The organism is Kushneria sp. EE4 (assembly GCF_977968315.1).
Window position 1 is genome coordinate 630,643 of the sequence record NZ_OZ386212.1, and the last position, 14,878, is coordinate 645,520.

The 14,878-nt window shown below is 58.2% G+C and carries 18 protein-coding genes; 4 read left to right on the top strand and 14 right to left on the bottom strand.

The annotated features are described in order from the left end of the window. Positions 1–5: 5 nt before the first annotated feature. The 4 genes from ACXMYO_RS02815 to ACXMYO_RS02830 form a co-directional block, all read right to left on the bottom strand. Complete coding sequence (locus tag ACXMYO_RS02815; protein ID WP_438766650.1) at positions 6–449, bottom strand: hypothetical protein; 444 nt, start codon at positions 447–449, stop codon at positions 6–8. A gap of 155 nt (positions 450–604) precedes the next feature. Beyond that, positions 605–1,513 (bottom strand): 30S ribosomal protein S6--L-glutamate ligase, encoded by a 909-nt coding sequence (gene rimK / locus ACXMYO_RS02820; RefSeq protein WP_438766651.1) that lies wholly within the window; start codon positions 1,511–1,513, stop codon positions 605–607. 22 nt (positions 1,514–1,535) lie between these two features. Next, positions 1,536–1,973, bottom strand: coding sequence for a putative ATP-dependent zinc protease (locus tag ACXMYO_RS02825; protein WP_438766652.1), 438 nt, complete (start codon positions 1,971–1,973; stop codon positions 1,536–1,538). After that, positions 1,966–2,982, bottom strand: a complete 1,017-nt coding sequence (locus ACXMYO_RS02830; RefSeq protein ID WP_457807757.1) for a DUF3549 family protein — start codon at positions 2,980–2,982, stop codon at positions 1,966–1,968. Before ACXMYO_RS02830 ends, ACXMYO_RS02825 begins: the two co-directional genes overlap by 8 nt. Positions 2,983–3,266: 284 nt before the next feature. On the opposite strand from ACXMYO_RS02830, the gene ACXMYO_RS02835 reads away from it, so the two are divergent. After that, complete coding sequence (locus tag ACXMYO_RS02835) at positions 3,267–3,620, top strand: YqcC family protein (RefSeq protein WP_457807758.1); 354 nt, start codon at positions 3,267–3,269, stop codon at positions 3,618–3,620. Beyond that, the gene (locus ACXMYO_RS02840) at positions 3,617–4,150 is read left to right on the top strand and encodes a gamma-glutamylcyclotransferase (RefSeq protein WP_438766655.1); all 534 of its coding nucleotides are present in this window, start codon (positions 3,617–3,619) and stop codon (positions 4,148–4,150) included. The genes ACXMYO_RS02835 and ACXMYO_RS02840 overlap by 4 nt, the downstream gene beginning before the upstream one ends. 102 nt (positions 4,151–4,252) lie before the next feature. On the opposite strand, the gene ACXMYO_RS02845 is transcribed toward ACXMYO_RS02840, so the two are convergent. The 10 genes from ACXMYO_RS02845 to ACXMYO_RS02890 all read right to left on the bottom strand — a co-directional run bounded on the left by ACXMYO_RS02845 (position 4,253) and on the right by ACXMYO_RS02890 (position 12,857). Further along, the gene (locus ACXMYO_RS02845; RefSeq protein ID WP_438766656.1) at positions 4,253–4,825 is read right to left on the bottom strand and encodes an OmpW family outer membrane protein; all 573 of its coding nucleotides are present in this window, start codon (positions 4,823–4,825) and stop codon (positions 4,253–4,255) included. Between the two features lie 199 nt (positions 4,826–5,024). Next, positions 5,025–6,002: a lipid A deacylase LpxR family protein gene (locus tag ACXMYO_RS02850; protein WP_438766658.1), complete on the bottom strand. Its 978-nt coding sequence runs from the start codon at positions 6,000–6,002 to the stop codon at positions 5,025–5,027. A 150-nt stretch (positions 6,003–6,152) separates the two neighbouring features. After that, positions 6,153–6,620: a glycine zipper 2TM domain-containing protein gene (locus ACXMYO_RS02855; protein ID WP_438766659.1), complete on the bottom strand. Its 468-nt coding sequence runs from the start codon at positions 6,618–6,620 to the stop codon at positions 6,153–6,155. Between the two features lie 192 nt (positions 6,621–6,812). Continuing rightward, the gene (locus ACXMYO_RS02860; RefSeq protein ID WP_457807759.1) at positions 6,813–7,241 is read right to left on the bottom strand and encodes a GNAT family N-acetyltransferase; all 429 of its coding nucleotides are present in this window, start codon (positions 7,239–7,241) and stop codon (positions 6,813–6,815) included. 2 nt (positions 7,242–7,243) lie between these two features. Continuing rightward, positions 7,244–8,440 (bottom strand): JmjC domain-containing protein, encoded by a 1,197-nt coding sequence (locus tag ACXMYO_RS02865; RefSeq protein WP_457807760.1) that lies wholly within the window; start codon positions 8,438–8,440, stop codon positions 7,244–7,246. Between the two features lie 26 nt (positions 8,441–8,466). Beyond that, the gene (gene purB, locus ACXMYO_RS02870) at positions 8,467–9,843 is read right to left on the bottom strand and encodes an adenylosuccinate lyase (RefSeq protein ID WP_438766662.1); all 1,377 of its coding nucleotides are present in this window, start codon (positions 9,841–9,843) and stop codon (positions 8,467–8,469) included. Between the two features lie 73 nt (positions 9,844–9,916). Further along, positions 9,917–10,528: a high frequency lysogenization protein HflD gene (gene hflD / locus ACXMYO_RS02875; protein ID WP_457807761.1), complete on the bottom strand. Its 612-nt coding sequence runs from the start codon at positions 10,526–10,528 to the stop codon at positions 9,917–9,919. Then, entirely contained in the window at positions 10,525–11,667 is a 1,143-nt protein-coding gene (gene mnmA / locus ACXMYO_RS02880) for a tRNA 2-thiouridine(34) synthase MnmA (RefSeq protein ID WP_457807762.1), read from the bottom strand. Before mnmA ends, hflD begins: the two co-directional genes overlap by 4 nt. Positions 11,668–11,781: 114 nt before the next feature. Then, positions 11,782–12,252, bottom strand: coding sequence for an NUDIX domain-containing protein (locus ACXMYO_RS02885; RefSeq protein WP_457807763.1), 471 nt, complete (start codon positions 12,250–12,252; stop codon positions 11,782–11,784). Continuing rightward, entirely contained in the window at positions 12,249–12,857 is a 609-nt protein-coding gene (locus ACXMYO_RS02890) for a pseudouridine synthase (protein ID WP_438766667.1), read from the bottom strand. The genes ACXMYO_RS02885 and ACXMYO_RS02890 overlap by 4 nt, the downstream gene beginning before the upstream one ends. Before the next feature lie 112 nt (positions 12,858–12,969). On the opposite strand from ACXMYO_RS02890, the gene icd reads away from it, so the two are divergent. Together icd and clpS are read left to right on the top strand one after the other, a co-directional pair. Next, positions 12,970–14,232 (top strand): NADP-dependent isocitrate dehydrogenase, encoded by a 1,263-nt coding sequence (gene icd / locus ACXMYO_RS02895; protein WP_457807764.1) that lies wholly within the window; start codon positions 12,970–12,972, stop codon positions 14,230–14,232. A gap of 304 nt (positions 14,233–14,536) precedes the next feature. Continuing rightward, positions 14,537–14,869, top strand: a complete 333-nt coding sequence (gene clpS / locus ACXMYO_RS02900; RefSeq protein WP_438766669.1) for an ATP-dependent Clp protease adapter ClpS — start codon at positions 14,537–14,539, stop codon at positions 14,867–14,869. The last annotated feature ends 9 nt before the right edge of the window (positions 14,870–14,878 follow it).

The following is a 14,878-nucleotide window of genomic DNA, read 5'->3' on the forward strand; positions in this document are numbered from 1 at the left end:
GGTAATCAGCGCTTTTTCTGGTGCTGATACTGATGCAACACGCGAATGGTGGCGCGGCAGTTCTTCCACAGCCGTTCCATGACAGGCTCGATCTCTTCGGGCAGGGCATGGGTCATCATGGTGGAAAGCGCCTGCATGATGATGCGCTCCTGCTCGAGCAGTTCGTTGATCAACACGTGCTCATTGTTGACTACAAAACTCTTGAGCCGGCTCCACAGCCAGAGGTAATCATCGCGCTCGACGTCGGCATCACGAGGAAGAAGATCAAGATGGCGCCGGGCCTGCTGCTGCAGCAGACGCATGTCCTGACGGCGCTCTTCAAAGCAGGGAGTCAACGCCTCACGCATGTCATTACGCAGGCGGGCAACATTGTCCTGATAGTAGTCAAGGCTATCGGCCAGAGCCTCGAGCAGGCTATCCATCGCCGCCTGGCGATTATCGAGAAACATGAGGGACTATCTCCACTGATGCCAGAAAATGGGGAAGGCATTGAAATTCTAACGCGCTGAGGAAATTTCTAACATCCATCAGCAGGGATTTATCCAGGAAAATGCCTGCTGATGATGTTGCGCGTGTGCAGGACAGGCAATGCCTTCAAGCCCTGTCAGCCCCTGGGGCGTGGCGGTGCCTTTTTTACCGGTGCCGCGTTGCGGGCAATGTGTTCGATAATCATGCCTGCCACGTCCTTTCCGGTGCTGGTTTCAATGCCCTGAAGCCCGGGGGATGAGTTTACTTCCATGATCACCGGCCCGTGATTGGAGCGCAGAAGATCAACGCCTGCCACCTGCAGCCCCATGGCCTTGGCCGCGCGAATGGCGGTAGAGCGCTCTTCGGGCGTGATGCGAATGCTGCTGGCGCTGCCTCCGCGGTGCAGGTTGGAGCGAAACTCGCCTTCAGCGGCCTGACGCTTCATGGCAGCGACCACCTTGTCACCGACCACAAAGCAGCGCAGGTCGGCACCGCGCGCTTCCTTGATGTACTCCTGCACCATGATATTGGCATTGAGCCCCATGAAGGCCTGGATCACGCTCTCCGCTGCCTGCTGGGTTTCTGCCAGCACGACACCGATGCCCTGAGTGCCTTCCAGCAGCTTGATGACCAGCGGCGCGCCCTTGACCATCTTGATCAGGTCAGGAATATCGTCGGGTGAATGGGCAAACCCGGTAATCGGCAGCCCCAGCCCCTTGCGCGACAAAAGCTGCAGCGAACGCAGCTTGTCCCGTGAGCGGGTGATGCCGACCGAGTCATTGAGCACATAGGTACCCATCATCTCGAACTGGCGCAGCACGGCGGTGCCGTAAAAGGTGACCGAGGCACCGATGCGTGGAATGACGGCATCAAAGGGCTCGAGCTGCTCGCCACGATAGTGAATCGTTGGGTGGTGCGAGGCGATGTTCATGTAGCAGCGCAGCGTGTCGATCACACGCACCGTGTGTCCACGTTGCTCGGCGGCCTCGATCAGTCGCCTTGTGGAGTAAAGGTTGCGATTGCGGGACAACAGGGCGATATGCATGAGAAGTCCTTTTGAGCAGGGCTCAGGGTGTGCCATGCAGGAAGGCGGTGCCCGGGGCAACCAGCACCCTTCTCATAGCACGACGTCCCAGCAGCATGGGGTGTTTCATGGCAGCGCGATCAACCAGGGTCAGATCCAGTTCCTGGGTCAGTTCCCCCAGTTGCATGGTTGTGCGAATAACGTATCGCCAGCTGGCATGGCCATTGGAACTTCTGACCTTGCGACGGTCGCTGAGTGGCAGGGTGAAACGGCTTGTTTCCCGGGTGCCTTCACCGCTCCAGGTCCCGAAGCTGACCCACCACTGGCCATGCTGCTCGAAAGCATGAATATTGTCGGCATGCAGGGCAGAGGTCCTGGCGCCGGTATCGATCTTGCAGGCCAGACGTAGATCGAGTTCTGGCAGGGCCACCATTTCCCGACGACCCACGATGGCTCTTGGCGTATAGGGTAGCTCATCCATGCTGTTCTCTCTGTATCGCGTCGATCTGCTGGCACAGGGTTGAGCCGGGGCTTGCCTGTTTCATTGCCATGATCATGGGCAGACGAAGGCGCGGGATTCGCGTCAGGTCTCGAACCAGCACCCTGAAATCGTGCGCTTCAAGCTGCGAGATATTGTCAAGATAGTCGATGCAGCGGCGTTCATGTTCAAGATGATGCCAGCCGCGAGCGGCAATAATGGCAAATACCGTGGCATCTTCAGAATCATCGAGAAGGCGCTCCAGCCAGGTGCCTGCGCCATCAAGCGGGCTTGCCAGTATGGCGCCTGATATTGCCTGTCTGATCGAGTGATCGGTTCTTGCCTCGTATTGAGCGATCAGGGCATCGAGCAGTGCGCTGTGCTGTATGGGCGCATGGGCAAGGCCATCACACAGGGCGGCAAGGGCCTGGTCGGGGAGGGCGTCTATTCGGTTCGACAAGGCTGTTTCGTCGGCGTCTGATTTGCGGGTAACCAGATCGGCAATGCCCTGCAGTCCCAGATGCTGCCACGTCTGCGGGCTGTCGCTTAGATAATAGGCTCGAGCGTCATCGTGATACCGGCTGGCAGGCAGCTCAAGGTCCGAAGAGATGCGTGCATGCAGCATCGCTTTGGTGAGATCACCGGGTTGAAGAGCAATCGCCACATCCTTGAGGGTTTCTGCGGCACTGTCGAGCGCCACGGTGCCGTCGGGCGCACGCTGGAAGGTGCTCATCAGCTGTTCAAGGAAGTGATCGCGCGGGGCCGGTACCAGCATGGACTGCTCATCCAGCGGCAGGGCCAGACACCAGATGATGAAGTCGCACTCCGGAGCGGGCGTAAAGACCAGTGCGACCTGTGCCTGTGATTGCCACGGCTGGGACCATGCCAACTGCTGTGCTTCAAAGGCCCTGAAGTGCTCAATGGTGCAGGGCGTGATCCGACGCCCGAGATGATAGATTCGGGGTGTGATGTCGGCGTTCTCAAAAAGATCGACCAGTGTCGGCGTTAACATCAGGGCAGTTCCAGAAGGGTTCATGTCGGCGCGGCCGCGCAATGTATCGTGTTGATGCGCGGCGCGCCAGTTCAGGATCGTGCAAAAAATAAACAATTTTCTGAAGCCGGCGAATTAACGCCGCCAGACAAAACTATCCCGATCTTATCCACACGTTCATTCAGGCGATCTGTGTAAAAGGGCGTGCTCGCCAGGGTCGGCCCTGCATCAGGCCTTCATCATTTTATTCGCCGCTCAGGGCCCCCATAATGATTCCTATCAACCCTTCATGATCGGAACCCACCATGACGCAATACGAATCACTGGATGTTGCACTGACACGCCTTGAAGCTGCCATGCGCGCCGGCGATCTCTGGCAGAATCAGCCTCAGCCGACACCTTCCGACTTTGACAGCGAGCAGCCCTTTTACGCCGATACCATGTCACTGGGCCAGTGGCTGCGCTTTGTCCTGATCCCCAGGTTGCGAAGCCTGATGGAGAGTGAGCAGGCACTGCCGGGCAGTGCCAATATCGCCCCGGCCGCCGAAATCTATCTTCAGGAAAGCAAAACCAGCGTTCGCCTGCCCATTCTTGAAGCGCTGTACGATGTGGACAACGTGCTGGTCAATGGAGAGCTGAGAGCACAGGAGGCACAATGAGCGGCTGTGCCGTCGATAGCGATGTGGAGGTGCATTACTATTTTGCCTACGGCAGCAACATGAACGTTGCCAGAATGCAGGCCCGCGTCGGAGATACCCGATGCACGCTGTCGGCAACGCTCAAGGACTGGCGGCTTTACTTTGACAAGGCTTCGCGAATCGATGGCGTGGCGCATGCCAATGTCAGAAAAGAAGCGGGAGCGCATGTAGAAGGTGTGCTGTATGAGTTGAATCATCCGACTCAGATCAGACAGATGGACCCCTTTGAAGGACACCCGAGCGAATATTGCCGTCAGGTCGAAATGGTCGATACGGCGCATGGACTTCTGGCAGCGTGGGTTTACGTGGCCCTGCCCGACAAAACCGCATCAGATCGCGTCCCGGCAAGAGAGTACCTGACACATCTGCTGGCAGGAGAGCGCTTTCTCAGCCAGACCTATTTCGAGCGTTTGCGTCAGCAGCAATGTGTGGAAACATTGAGCGATGACGCGTTGCTGGCGCTTGGCATTGCCCGCAATACGCCTCGTTGATCTTTTCTGCAGCCTCCAGAATGACTGATACGAAAAAGGCCACCCGAAGGTGGCCTTTCATGTTCTGTATCAGATTCACACAGAACCTTTTATGTCATCCACTTAGAAGCGGAAGGAGACGCCGGCGCCAACTGCCAGCGGGTCGAGCTTCTGCTTGCCGCCTTCGTTGTACTCAGCGCTGATGTCGGTGTACTGGGCAAAGCTGCTGACGCCCCAGTTATCAGTGATCTGCAGATCAACACCGAGCTGTGCAGAGGGTGCCCACTGACGGCTCTTGAGGCTCTTGGTGCCGTCTTCAGCACTGGAGTTGGTGAAGGTCGTGTAGGTTGCACCGCCGCCAACGTAGGGCTGAACCTTGGAGTCAGTGCCGCCCAGCGGGTAATACTGAGCCATCAGGCTGACCGGACGCGATTCAAACTTGCCGCTGGTACCGCTGCCGTCGAAAGTGGACTTCTGGGTGGTGTTGACTTCGATACCCAGGTTGTCGGTCGGCATGACGCCAACAGCGCCGAACCAGTTGGTGTCGTCCTTGTAGTTGCCGGTACCGGTCGTTTCGGACTTGACAACACCGCCACGGACAAAGACATCGCCCTGACCATAAGCCATGGCAGACTGAGCGGCGAAAACGCTGGTGCCTACCAGAACAGAAGCTGCGAAGAGTTTGTTCAGAGTCATGATCTTCTCCTTGCTCGAAATGAAAACGTTCATATCGATGGGGTTATAGTTGTAAAACGCTGTTTCCTAATGCTTGGTATCAACTATAGAGAACACTGTTTTGTTTGTCACGTTATTTTTTTACAGTGTTTCTTATCGTTTTAATAATCAACCGCTATGAAGCGATGGATCGTCGGACGTTACCTTTCACGCAGCAGATCTACAGCCAGCTGGACAACGTCACGACGCCAAAGTAGTCCCCTTCATCCTGGCGTTCGAACTCGCGGCTGCGCTTCAGAGTCGTCAGACTTAAATTGTAGCGATCCCATGATATTGCGCCACCCAGTTCCAGGTCACCGACCCATTGTCGCTTGTCGACACTGTGGCTGTTTCGAAAGGTGTTGCCGTCGAGCAGCATGTTGCGTGCTACAAAGCGACCCTGGGCATTGCCAAAGACGTACCAGTTAAAACGGCGGTCGCGAGAAAACATCATGTTCGAGGACGAGTAGGGCGCAGAGCCCGGGGTGGCGTATTGATCGTCAAGCCGTCGACCCAGACGAATGCCGAGTCCTGCCGAAGCATAGTCATAAAGATTGCCCACCGCGAAACCCGCGTTGGGACCATATTCCAGCGCGAGACTGCCCAGCGTGTTGCGATGCCACCAGCTGCGCTGCATGGCAAGTGTGACGGTGGGCTCGTTATGCAGCTGGTTGTGCCAGCCCTTCGGGTCGTCACTGTCGACCAGATGATGAAAGTTTTTTTGCACTGTCTTCGCCCCTGATCCCGGGCCAATCAGGCCGATGTCCAGCGAGAAGGCATCATTAACGCGCCACTGTGGCGTGAGGTGATGGCGATACAGCGACAGGCCGCCATAGAGATAGCCTGCATAGGGTCGGTCATCGGTGATCAGGTCGCGGCGATCGGTATCTTCCGGGGTATACATCTGCTGGCCGAAGCGATAGGAGGCCACATCAACTTCATCGTGGGCCCATCCTGGAATCCAGTCGGCCACCGAGCGTGTCCAGTGGTCGCTTTCCGGCTCAAAGCTCCAGCTGCCTTCAAAACCATTGGTATAGTGACCATCATCGCTTCGGGTCGTAAAAAAATCGTTGGAAAGCTTGAGGGTCAAAACACCATCTGCCATGGCAGAGGCAGAAAGGAGCAGGCCGCTGCCCAGAAGTATCGCTCGACAGATCATGAATAGGGTTCCCGTTTTAATGACGCTATTTTCGTTAACGGGCTTACTTTAGACGATGATCAGGGATAATGCTTACAGTCTTTAACGCAACAAAAAAACCGCCACGAGGGCGGTTTTCGGGGCAACGATGGCAGGGCGGGCGTGAGCGCCTTATTCGGGGGCAATACTCATGCTGTTGCCGGAGCCGATCAGCCTGACGCGCTGGCCGGGCTGGTAGGGGGTGTCGGCCTTTTGCACGACCACCATGTCCTGACCGCTGTCGGTGCGCACCTGGATTTCATAGGCGCTGACCTGATTGACGCGGTCCTCGACTCTGCTGCCGGCAACGGCGCCGCCGATACCGCCCACGGCCGTGGTCAGAACACGTCCGGAGCCGCCGCCGAACTGGTTGCCCAGCAGACCGCCCAGTACGGCGCCACCGATGCCGCCCAGACCGGAGTCGTTTTCGTTACCAGCCTGAATGGTCACCGGGCGTACGCCCGTTACCGTGCCATAGGTGACATTGCGGGCAGTCTTGGCCTGATTGCCGGTATAGGTGTTACCGGAATAGATATCACTATTGGCGCACCCACCAAGGGTCAGGGCACCAAGGGCTGCAACGACGAGATAACGCTTCATGGGTCACTCCTGCGCCGGCATGATTCACCGACGGACTGTTTGTTCTGGAACGCTGTTTGACAATCGAAACAGGGACAGGTTTCAGCCACTCTATCAATAGGATCAGGGCGGCTGCCAGACCGACTGTCAGAAGATATGCTGCAACACTGTAGCCTGCAGGCATATCAACTGCCAGCGATGAGGTAATGATGCTCAGGCAGGACTCAGGGTCATGTCACGATGGGCAATGCCCGCGTCCATGTAAACCTCGCCGTGCGCCACAAATCCCAGCTGCTCATAAAATCCCGTGGCATGCGTCTGTGCGCTGAGCATGCAATGAGCAAACCCCTGCGTTCGGGCGTAAGCGATAATGTGACGCATCAGCCGAGCGCCAAACCCGCGTCCTCGACAAGAAAAGAGAATGGCAACGCGACCGATATGGCCATCGGGCAGCAGCCTGGCCGTCCCACAGGGGGTGGCGCCATCGCGCATCACAAAGTGGGTGCACTCGGGGTCAAGGGCATCCAGCTCCTCGCTTTCGTCTACCCCCTGCTCCTGAACGAACACGACATATCGAATGTGGCGGCAGGCCCCGTTCAACGAGACCCAGTCACCTGTTTCGATCGTGATGTCGTCATGCATGATCAGTCGTCCGCGAATTCATCATCGTCTTCCATATCGTCGTCTTCTACCCAGCGCAGGCTGCCGCGGTTGATCAGCATGGCGAGCAGGGCGGCGGCGCCTTCCAGTGCCAGAACTTCCTGATCTAGGATTCGGGTACCGGAGAGGCGCTGTGCCAGTGCAGTGCTGCAGCTGTAGCCGTCACCGTCGACAAATAGCGTGGCCTGCTCGCCCTGCGGGTGCCATGCCAGACGCGAGCCCGGTGCCGGTTCCAGCAGATCGCCTTCTGAAAGCGCGCTGCGCAGCGTCTCTTCGCTGGCCGGTGTTACGGGCGGCATCAACTGATCAGGATATTTCACCTGGGTCATGGTGCGTCCGAACCACTGCGCCATCTGTTCGGGGTTGTCCAGGGCGGTGAGCATCTGCTGGCGTACGCGGGCAAGCGTGGTGTCATCGATCAGGGCCGCATCTTGAGACGCCTTGAGGTCCGGGTCGTGATAGCGCGAGGACTCATCGAGCTGCTCACCCAGATAGTCGGCCCAGGACGTGACCATTTCATCCACCGAGGGGGCACGAAAGCCGACCGAAAAGGTCATGCAGTCGTCACTCTGGCTGATGCCGTGATGGGCCACGCGCGGGGGCAGATAGAGCATGTCGCCGGGTTCGAGCACCCAGTCCTGATCGTTGGCAACCTGAAAGTCGGCGAGAATGCGAAGATCGATTCCATCGATAATGGGAGCATCCTCGGGCATGACGTCTCCCAGCTGCCAGCGGCGCTGACCGCTGGCCTGCAAAAGAAACACGTCATAGTTGTCGACGTGCGCGCCGACATTGCCGCCCGGTGGCGCGAAGCTGACCATGATGTCATCAAGGCGCCAGCGCGGAATAAAGGTGAAATGTTCCAGCAGCTCGGCCACATCCGGCACGTAGTGATCCACGGCCTGAACCAGCAGGGACCAGTCACTGCGCCCGAGACGGGCAAAGGTCTCGTCATCGAAGGGGCCGTGAGAGACCTGCCACGGCTTGTCCGGACCTTGCTGTTCGACCAGGCGCGCCTCGACGTTGTCTTCGCAGGCCAGGCCTGCCAGCTCATCAGGGTCGAGCGGCGACTGAAAGTCGGGAAAGGCGCCCCGGATCAGCAGCGGCTTTTTCTGCCAGTAGTCGCGCAAAAATATTTCAGCCGACATGCCGCCCAGCGGGAGGTGCGTATGATCTGTCATGAGGTGTCCCTGCTTTTTGGCACGCTTTAAGTACGTGTGATGTCGTGTGCCTGTTCGGCCGCATTGCCGGTATAGCTGGCCGGCGTCATGGTCTTCAGGCGGGCTTTCACATCTTCAGGCAGCTCAAGCGTGTCGATGAATTCGGCAAAGCCTTTCTGGTCGATCTGACGCCCGCGAGTCAGCGCCTTGAGCTTTTCGTAGGGCTTTTCGATGCCGTAACGGCGCATGACGGTCTGGACCGGTTCGGCCAGCACTTCCCAGCTCTGATCAAGATCGGCGTCCAGCCGGGCCGGATTGCTTTCCAGCTTGCTGATGCCCTTGAGCGTGGCCTGATAGGCAATCAGGCCATGCGCCAGCCCCACGCCTAGATTGCGCAGTACGGTCGAGTCGGTCAGGTCGCGCTGCCAGCGCGAAATCGGCAGTTTCTGGGCCAGATGTCCAAGAATGGCATTGGCCAGCCCCAGGTTACCCTCGGAGTTTTCAAAGTCGATCGGGTTGACCTTGTGCGGCATGGTGGAAGAGCCAATCTCGCCTTCTACGGTGCGCTGCTTGAAATAGCCCAGCGAAATATAGCCCCAGACGTCGCGATCAAAATCGATCAGGATCGTGTTGAAGCGACAGACGCTGTCAAAGAACTCGGCGATATAGTCGTGCGGTTCGATCTGGGTGGTGTAGGGATTGAAGCTCAGGCCCAGACGCTCGATGAACACACGCGCGTTCTCTGCCCAGTCAATTTCCGGATAGGCCGCCAGATGGGCGTTGTAGTTGCCGACCGCGCCGTTGATCTTGCCCATCATTTCGATGGACTCGACCTGTTTGAGCTGGCGGCGCAGGCGATGCACCACATTGGCCATCTCCTTGCCAAGCGTTGTGGGGCTGGCGGTCTGGCCATGGGTCCGCGACAGCATGGGCTGTTCGGCGTGTTCCTGGGACAGGGCCGTCACGGCCTCGACGATCTCGCGCATGGCAGGCAGCAAAACGTTGTCGAGTCCGGCACGCAGCATCAGGGCGTGAGACAGGTTGTTGATGTCTTCACTGGTGCAGGCAAAGTGCACAAACTCGCTGATGGCTTCCAGCTCGGCATGGCCTTCGAACTTCTCCTTGAGAAAGTACTCGATGGCCTTGACGTCGTGATTGGTGGTGCGCTCGATGGTCTTGACGCGCTCGGCCTCTTCAACGGAAAAATCGCTGATCAGCTGATCCAGAAACTGTCGCGTCGCACTCGACAGCGGCGGGACTTCCTCGATCTGCTCGTGTTCGGCCAGACGCTCCAGCCAGCGCACTTCAACAATGATGCGGGCGCGAATCAGACCGTACTCGCTGAAGTGTTCGCGCAGCGCGATCGTCTTGCTGCCGTAGCGGCCGTCGACAGGGGAAAGAGCGGTCAGTGCAGAGAGTTCCATCGTGATTCCCGGGTCTGTACCCAATGGTTGTGACATAAAGGGGCAGCCCGGGGGAGAGCTGCCCGGCTAGCGATTATTCGTCGAGAGACTTGAGTGCGCGTCGAATGCCGCTGCGCCCGGCGACCAATTTCCAGCGTCGGCCGCCCTGCTGATGCCAGAGCAGGGCAAAGCGCACACCGGCCAGCAGGATGGCCCTGACGCGCTCGGGCATCTGCCGGCTTTGCAGCAGGGAGGGGTCCCCCTGTACCACGATGCGATAGCGAAAGGTGGACAGGGTGTCCTGATAGATTTCGCCAAGACTTGCGATCACGTTTTCGTGCAGTTCGCCAAAGTGTTCGGCCTGACCCTGAACGCGGCTCAGGCGCTGCCCCAGCGTGTTCATCATCTCCGTGTTCTTGCGCAGGCGATGCATGAGCAGAATCAGCGAAAAGCCGTAGCGCATGACGTTGGGGGAGACCTGTTGACGCGTCAGCACACCATCCAGCGCCTCGATTCCCGGGCGCAGATTGTTGACCTGGCCGCCGTAGACATCCTCGAACGAAACAGGATTGGTATCCAGTGTCGCCCGGATCAGGGTCGACCAGGCCCGCTCGTCGGTATGACCGGTACGGGCGAGTTCATCAACCACGGTCGCGGCCTGGAAAACGCCGGCCAGCGCCAGTGCCTGACGCGCCTCACTGTTCATGCTGCACTCTCCAGCGCCTGATGAAACGTCGTGGCAATCACCGCGCCGCCCAGACAGACGTTGCCGTTATAGAGTACCGCGGACTGTCCGGGGGTCACGGCGCGCTGCGGCTCATCAAAGATCAGCGTGACGCTTTGATCCTCATTGATAATGACCCGGCAGGGCTGGTCGCTCTGGCGATAACGGATCTTGGCGCTGGCGCGAAACTCACGTGCCGCCGGGGCCTCGCCGATCCAGTGCATGGCCTCGGTGGTCAGCGACTGTCGATAGAGCAGGTCGTGATGCTTGCCCTGTACGGCGATCAGGACGTTGCGCTCAAGGTCCTTGTCCGCCACATACCAGGGGGCCTCGGGATAGCCGTTGATGCCACCGATGCCCAGCCCCTGACGCTGACCCAGGGTGTAATACATCAGTCCCATGTGTTCACCGATGTCCTGACCTTCCGGCGTCTGAATGCGGCCGGACTGCGCCGGCAGATACTGACGCAGAAAATCGGCAAAGCGGCGCTCGCCGATAAAGCAGATACCGGTGGAATCCTTCTTGCGGGCCGTGGCCAGACCATGCTGTTCGGCCAGCGCCCGCACATCAGCCTTTTCCATCTCGCCAATGGGAAACAGGGTGCGGCTCAGGGCCTGTTCGCTGACGGCATGCAGAAAATAGCTTTGATCCTTGTTGGCATCGATGCCCTTGCACAAAAGCGTTCGCCCGTCACGGTCTTCACGGCGCACATAGTGACCGGTGGCGATCAGTTCAGCGCCCAGCATTTCCGCGTAGTCGAGAAACACCTTGAACTTGATTTCGCGGTTGCAAAGGATGTCCGGGTTGGGTGTTCGACCGGCACGATACTCTTCAAGAAAGTGCTCGAACACATTGTCCCAGTACTCGGCGGCAAAATTGGCCGTATGCAGGCGGATGCCGAGTCGGTCGCAGACGGCCTGGGCATCGGCCAGATCGGCCTTGGCCGTGCAGTATTCGGTGCCGTCGTCCTCGTCCCAGTTCTTCATGAAAAGGCCCTCCACGTGATAGCCCTGCTCAAGCAGCAAAAGGGCCGTCACGGAAGAGTCCACACCGCCGGACATGCCGACGATGACCTTCGATGGCGTGGAAGAGGCGGCTGTATTGTTGACAGGGAAAGTCATGGCGTACCCGTCGTCAGAAATCATTTGGCCGCCATTATACGCCAGCCGGCCCCTGCCTTGACAGGCGGGAAGACAGGATCGTGACCGCATGGCGCCACGCCGTCTCGCAGCGCCCTATGGATGATTCAGATCCCGTATCAGCGTTAGCGGGTAAACGGGGGCTTCAAGGGCATCACGAACGCGCTTTGCCACCAGAGGGCTTCTGAGCCGGCCGGCGCGCTCGAGCGCCTCGATCTGCGCCGGATGGTACCAGTCCGCCTGCACAATACCCTCATCCAGTGTCCGGCTGACGCGTCGTACCGGGTGGGCCAGAAAGGTATGGCTGTGATAGACCACATCGTTGGGGGCCGTATTGATATAAAGGCCCAGATAGCCGTCCAGAGTAATGTCCCAGCCACTCTCTTCAAGGGTCTCCCGATGTACGGCATCGATCAGGGACTCATCGGCTTCCAGATGACCGGCCGGCTGGTTAAACACTGTCGGCGACGTTGCCGGCCCCAGCCGGTTACGCTCTTCGATCAAAAGAAACCGGTCACGGTCGACCACGACAGCGGCGACCGTTACATGCGGCAAAAAGCGGTTCATCGTGGTTTCCTGCGCAGTTTTTCGCGTGGTTTGCGGGGGCTGTCCGGCCGAGCGGGGCGCGGCATATGAATGGTCTCGCGCCGCCACTCGCCCGGAGACAGGGTATTCAGGGTCCACTGACCGATGCTGGTACGAATCAGTCTCAGGGTGGGGTGACCCACGTGTGCTGTCATTCGGCGCACCTGTCGATTACGCCCCTCGGTAATCGATATTTCAAGCCATGTGTCAACAATGTTGGCGCGATGGCGCACGGGTGGCTCCCGTCGGGAAACGACCGGTGAATCAATTCTTCTGACTCTGGCCGGCCGGGTCGGGCCATCCTTGAGGGTGACGCCCATTGAAAGCGCCTTCAGGGCGTTGTCATCAGGCTGACCTTCTACCAGTACAAGATAGGTCTTGGACTGCTTGTGATCAGGGTGCGTGATTCGATGCGCCAGCATGCCGTCATCGGTGAGCAGCAGCAGGCCCTCGCTGTCGTAATCCAGTCGGCCGGCAGGGTAGATGTCAGGGATATCGAGCCAGTCGGCAAGCGTGGCACGGCCCTGCGAATCCGTGAACTGGGTCAGCACCTGAAAAGGTTTGTGAAAAAGATAAAGTGTGCTCATAAGTCCGGTCTGATTGTCGACAACCTCTACGCAGTGACAGGCCCTTGATGTTATATTGGGGCTATTATCTCAGGACAGAATCCTGTGCTTTCATCAAGTCGGAGTATTTTCCATGCCAGGCGGCAATATCAGCATTCCCGACAGCGGCCGGACGATTTCGGTCAACGACGATTTTACCCTCTCGGTGCCGGACCGTCCGATCATTCCCTTTATTGAAGGCGACGGCATCGGGGCAGACATTACGCCTGCCATGCGCAAGGTGGTCGATGCGGCTGTGGCGGGTGCCTATGGCGGGCGCCGCGAAATTCAGTGGATGGAGGTTTACGCCGGTGAAAAGGCAACGCGCCTCTACGGTGAAGACAACTGGCTGCCGCAGGAGACGCTTGAGGCGGTCAGGGATCATGTGGTGTCCATCAAGGGGCCGCTAACCACACCCGTGGGCGGCGGCATCCGCTCTTTGAACGTGACGCTTCGCCAGACGCTGGACCTTTACGTGTGTGAGCGTCCGGTGCGCTGGTTCAAGGGCGTGCCCAGTCCGGTACGTCAGCCGCAAAACATCGAAATGGTGATTTTCAGGGAAAACACCGAAGACATCTATGCCGGCATCGAATGGCAGGCAGGGTCAGCGGAAAACCAGAAACTGATCCGATTTCTGCGCGATGAGATGCGCGTCGACAGTATTCGTTTTCCCGAGCAGTGCGGCATCGGCATCAAGCCGGTGTCGGAAGAGGGCAGCAAGCGACTGGTGCGCAAGGCAATCCACTACGCCATTGAAAACGGCCGGTCGTCGGTGACCCTGGTGCACAAGGGCAATATCATGAAATTCACCGAAGGAGCGTTCAAGCAGTGGGGCTATGAAGTGGCTCATGATGAATTCGGCGCCACACCGCTGGACGGCGGCCCCTGGCTTTCCATGGAAAACCCTCGCGATGGCAGCACCATCGTCATCAAGGACGTCATTGCCGATGCCATGCTTCAGGAGGTGCTGATTCACCCCGAGCAGTTCGATGTCATCGCCACGCTCAACCTCAACGGTGATTTTCTCTCCGATGCCCTGGCCGCTCAGGTGGGCGGGATCGGCATTGCGCCCGGCGCCAATCGCGGCGACGCCGTGGCCATGTTCGAGGCAACCCACGGGACGGCACCGAAACTTGCCGGCCACGACAGTGCCAACCCGGGGTCGCTGATTCTTTCGGCTGAAATGATGCTGCGCTATCTCGGCTGGGATGATGCTGCGGCACGCATTGTCAGTGGCATGGAGGCAACGATCGCACTAGGTGAGGTGACAGGAGATTTTCATCAGGTCATGGAGCAGGCAACGCTTCTGGGGACCTCGGCTTTTGCTGACGCCGTGGTACGCAATATGCCGGCCTGATATTTTTTGATTCACGTTACCGGTGCTGTTTGCCGATAAAGGAAGTATCGCGTGATCGCTGACTATCGACTCTCGTTTCATCGGGTGGGCATGAGATACTGTTTTTATTGCCGCACGCTTGCATCGTCGGCAGGGCAGCACCATCTTTAAGGGGAACACTGAGGCTTGTTAGCGCTCAAACTGTTAGCTCGATGAGTGCATTCAATCATCTTTCCGCTTGTTTTCATCGATCCGGGCACATATGTTCAAGATAGATAGTGAGGCACTTCACTGCGGTTTTCGTAATACGGTCACTCGTTCAGGCATGACACCACCCGATTCCGACCCTGATCATCAGGAGCAGGGGGATGTGGCCGAGCAGTCGAGCGACCCAAAGCTTGAAGAACCGCCGCTTTACAAGGTGGTGCTTCACAATGACGACTACACGCCCATGGAGTTTGTCGTCGAAGTACTTCAAACCTTTTTCGCCATGGATCACGAGAAGGCGGTACAGATCATGCTGGCCGTTCATACTCAGGGTAAAGCGACCTGTGGCATCTATACCCGTGATATTGCGGAAACCAGAAGCCAGCAGGTCAATCAATACGCTCGAGAATGCCAGCATCCACTGCTGTGCGATATCGACCGGGCAGACTGAGCTGTCTGC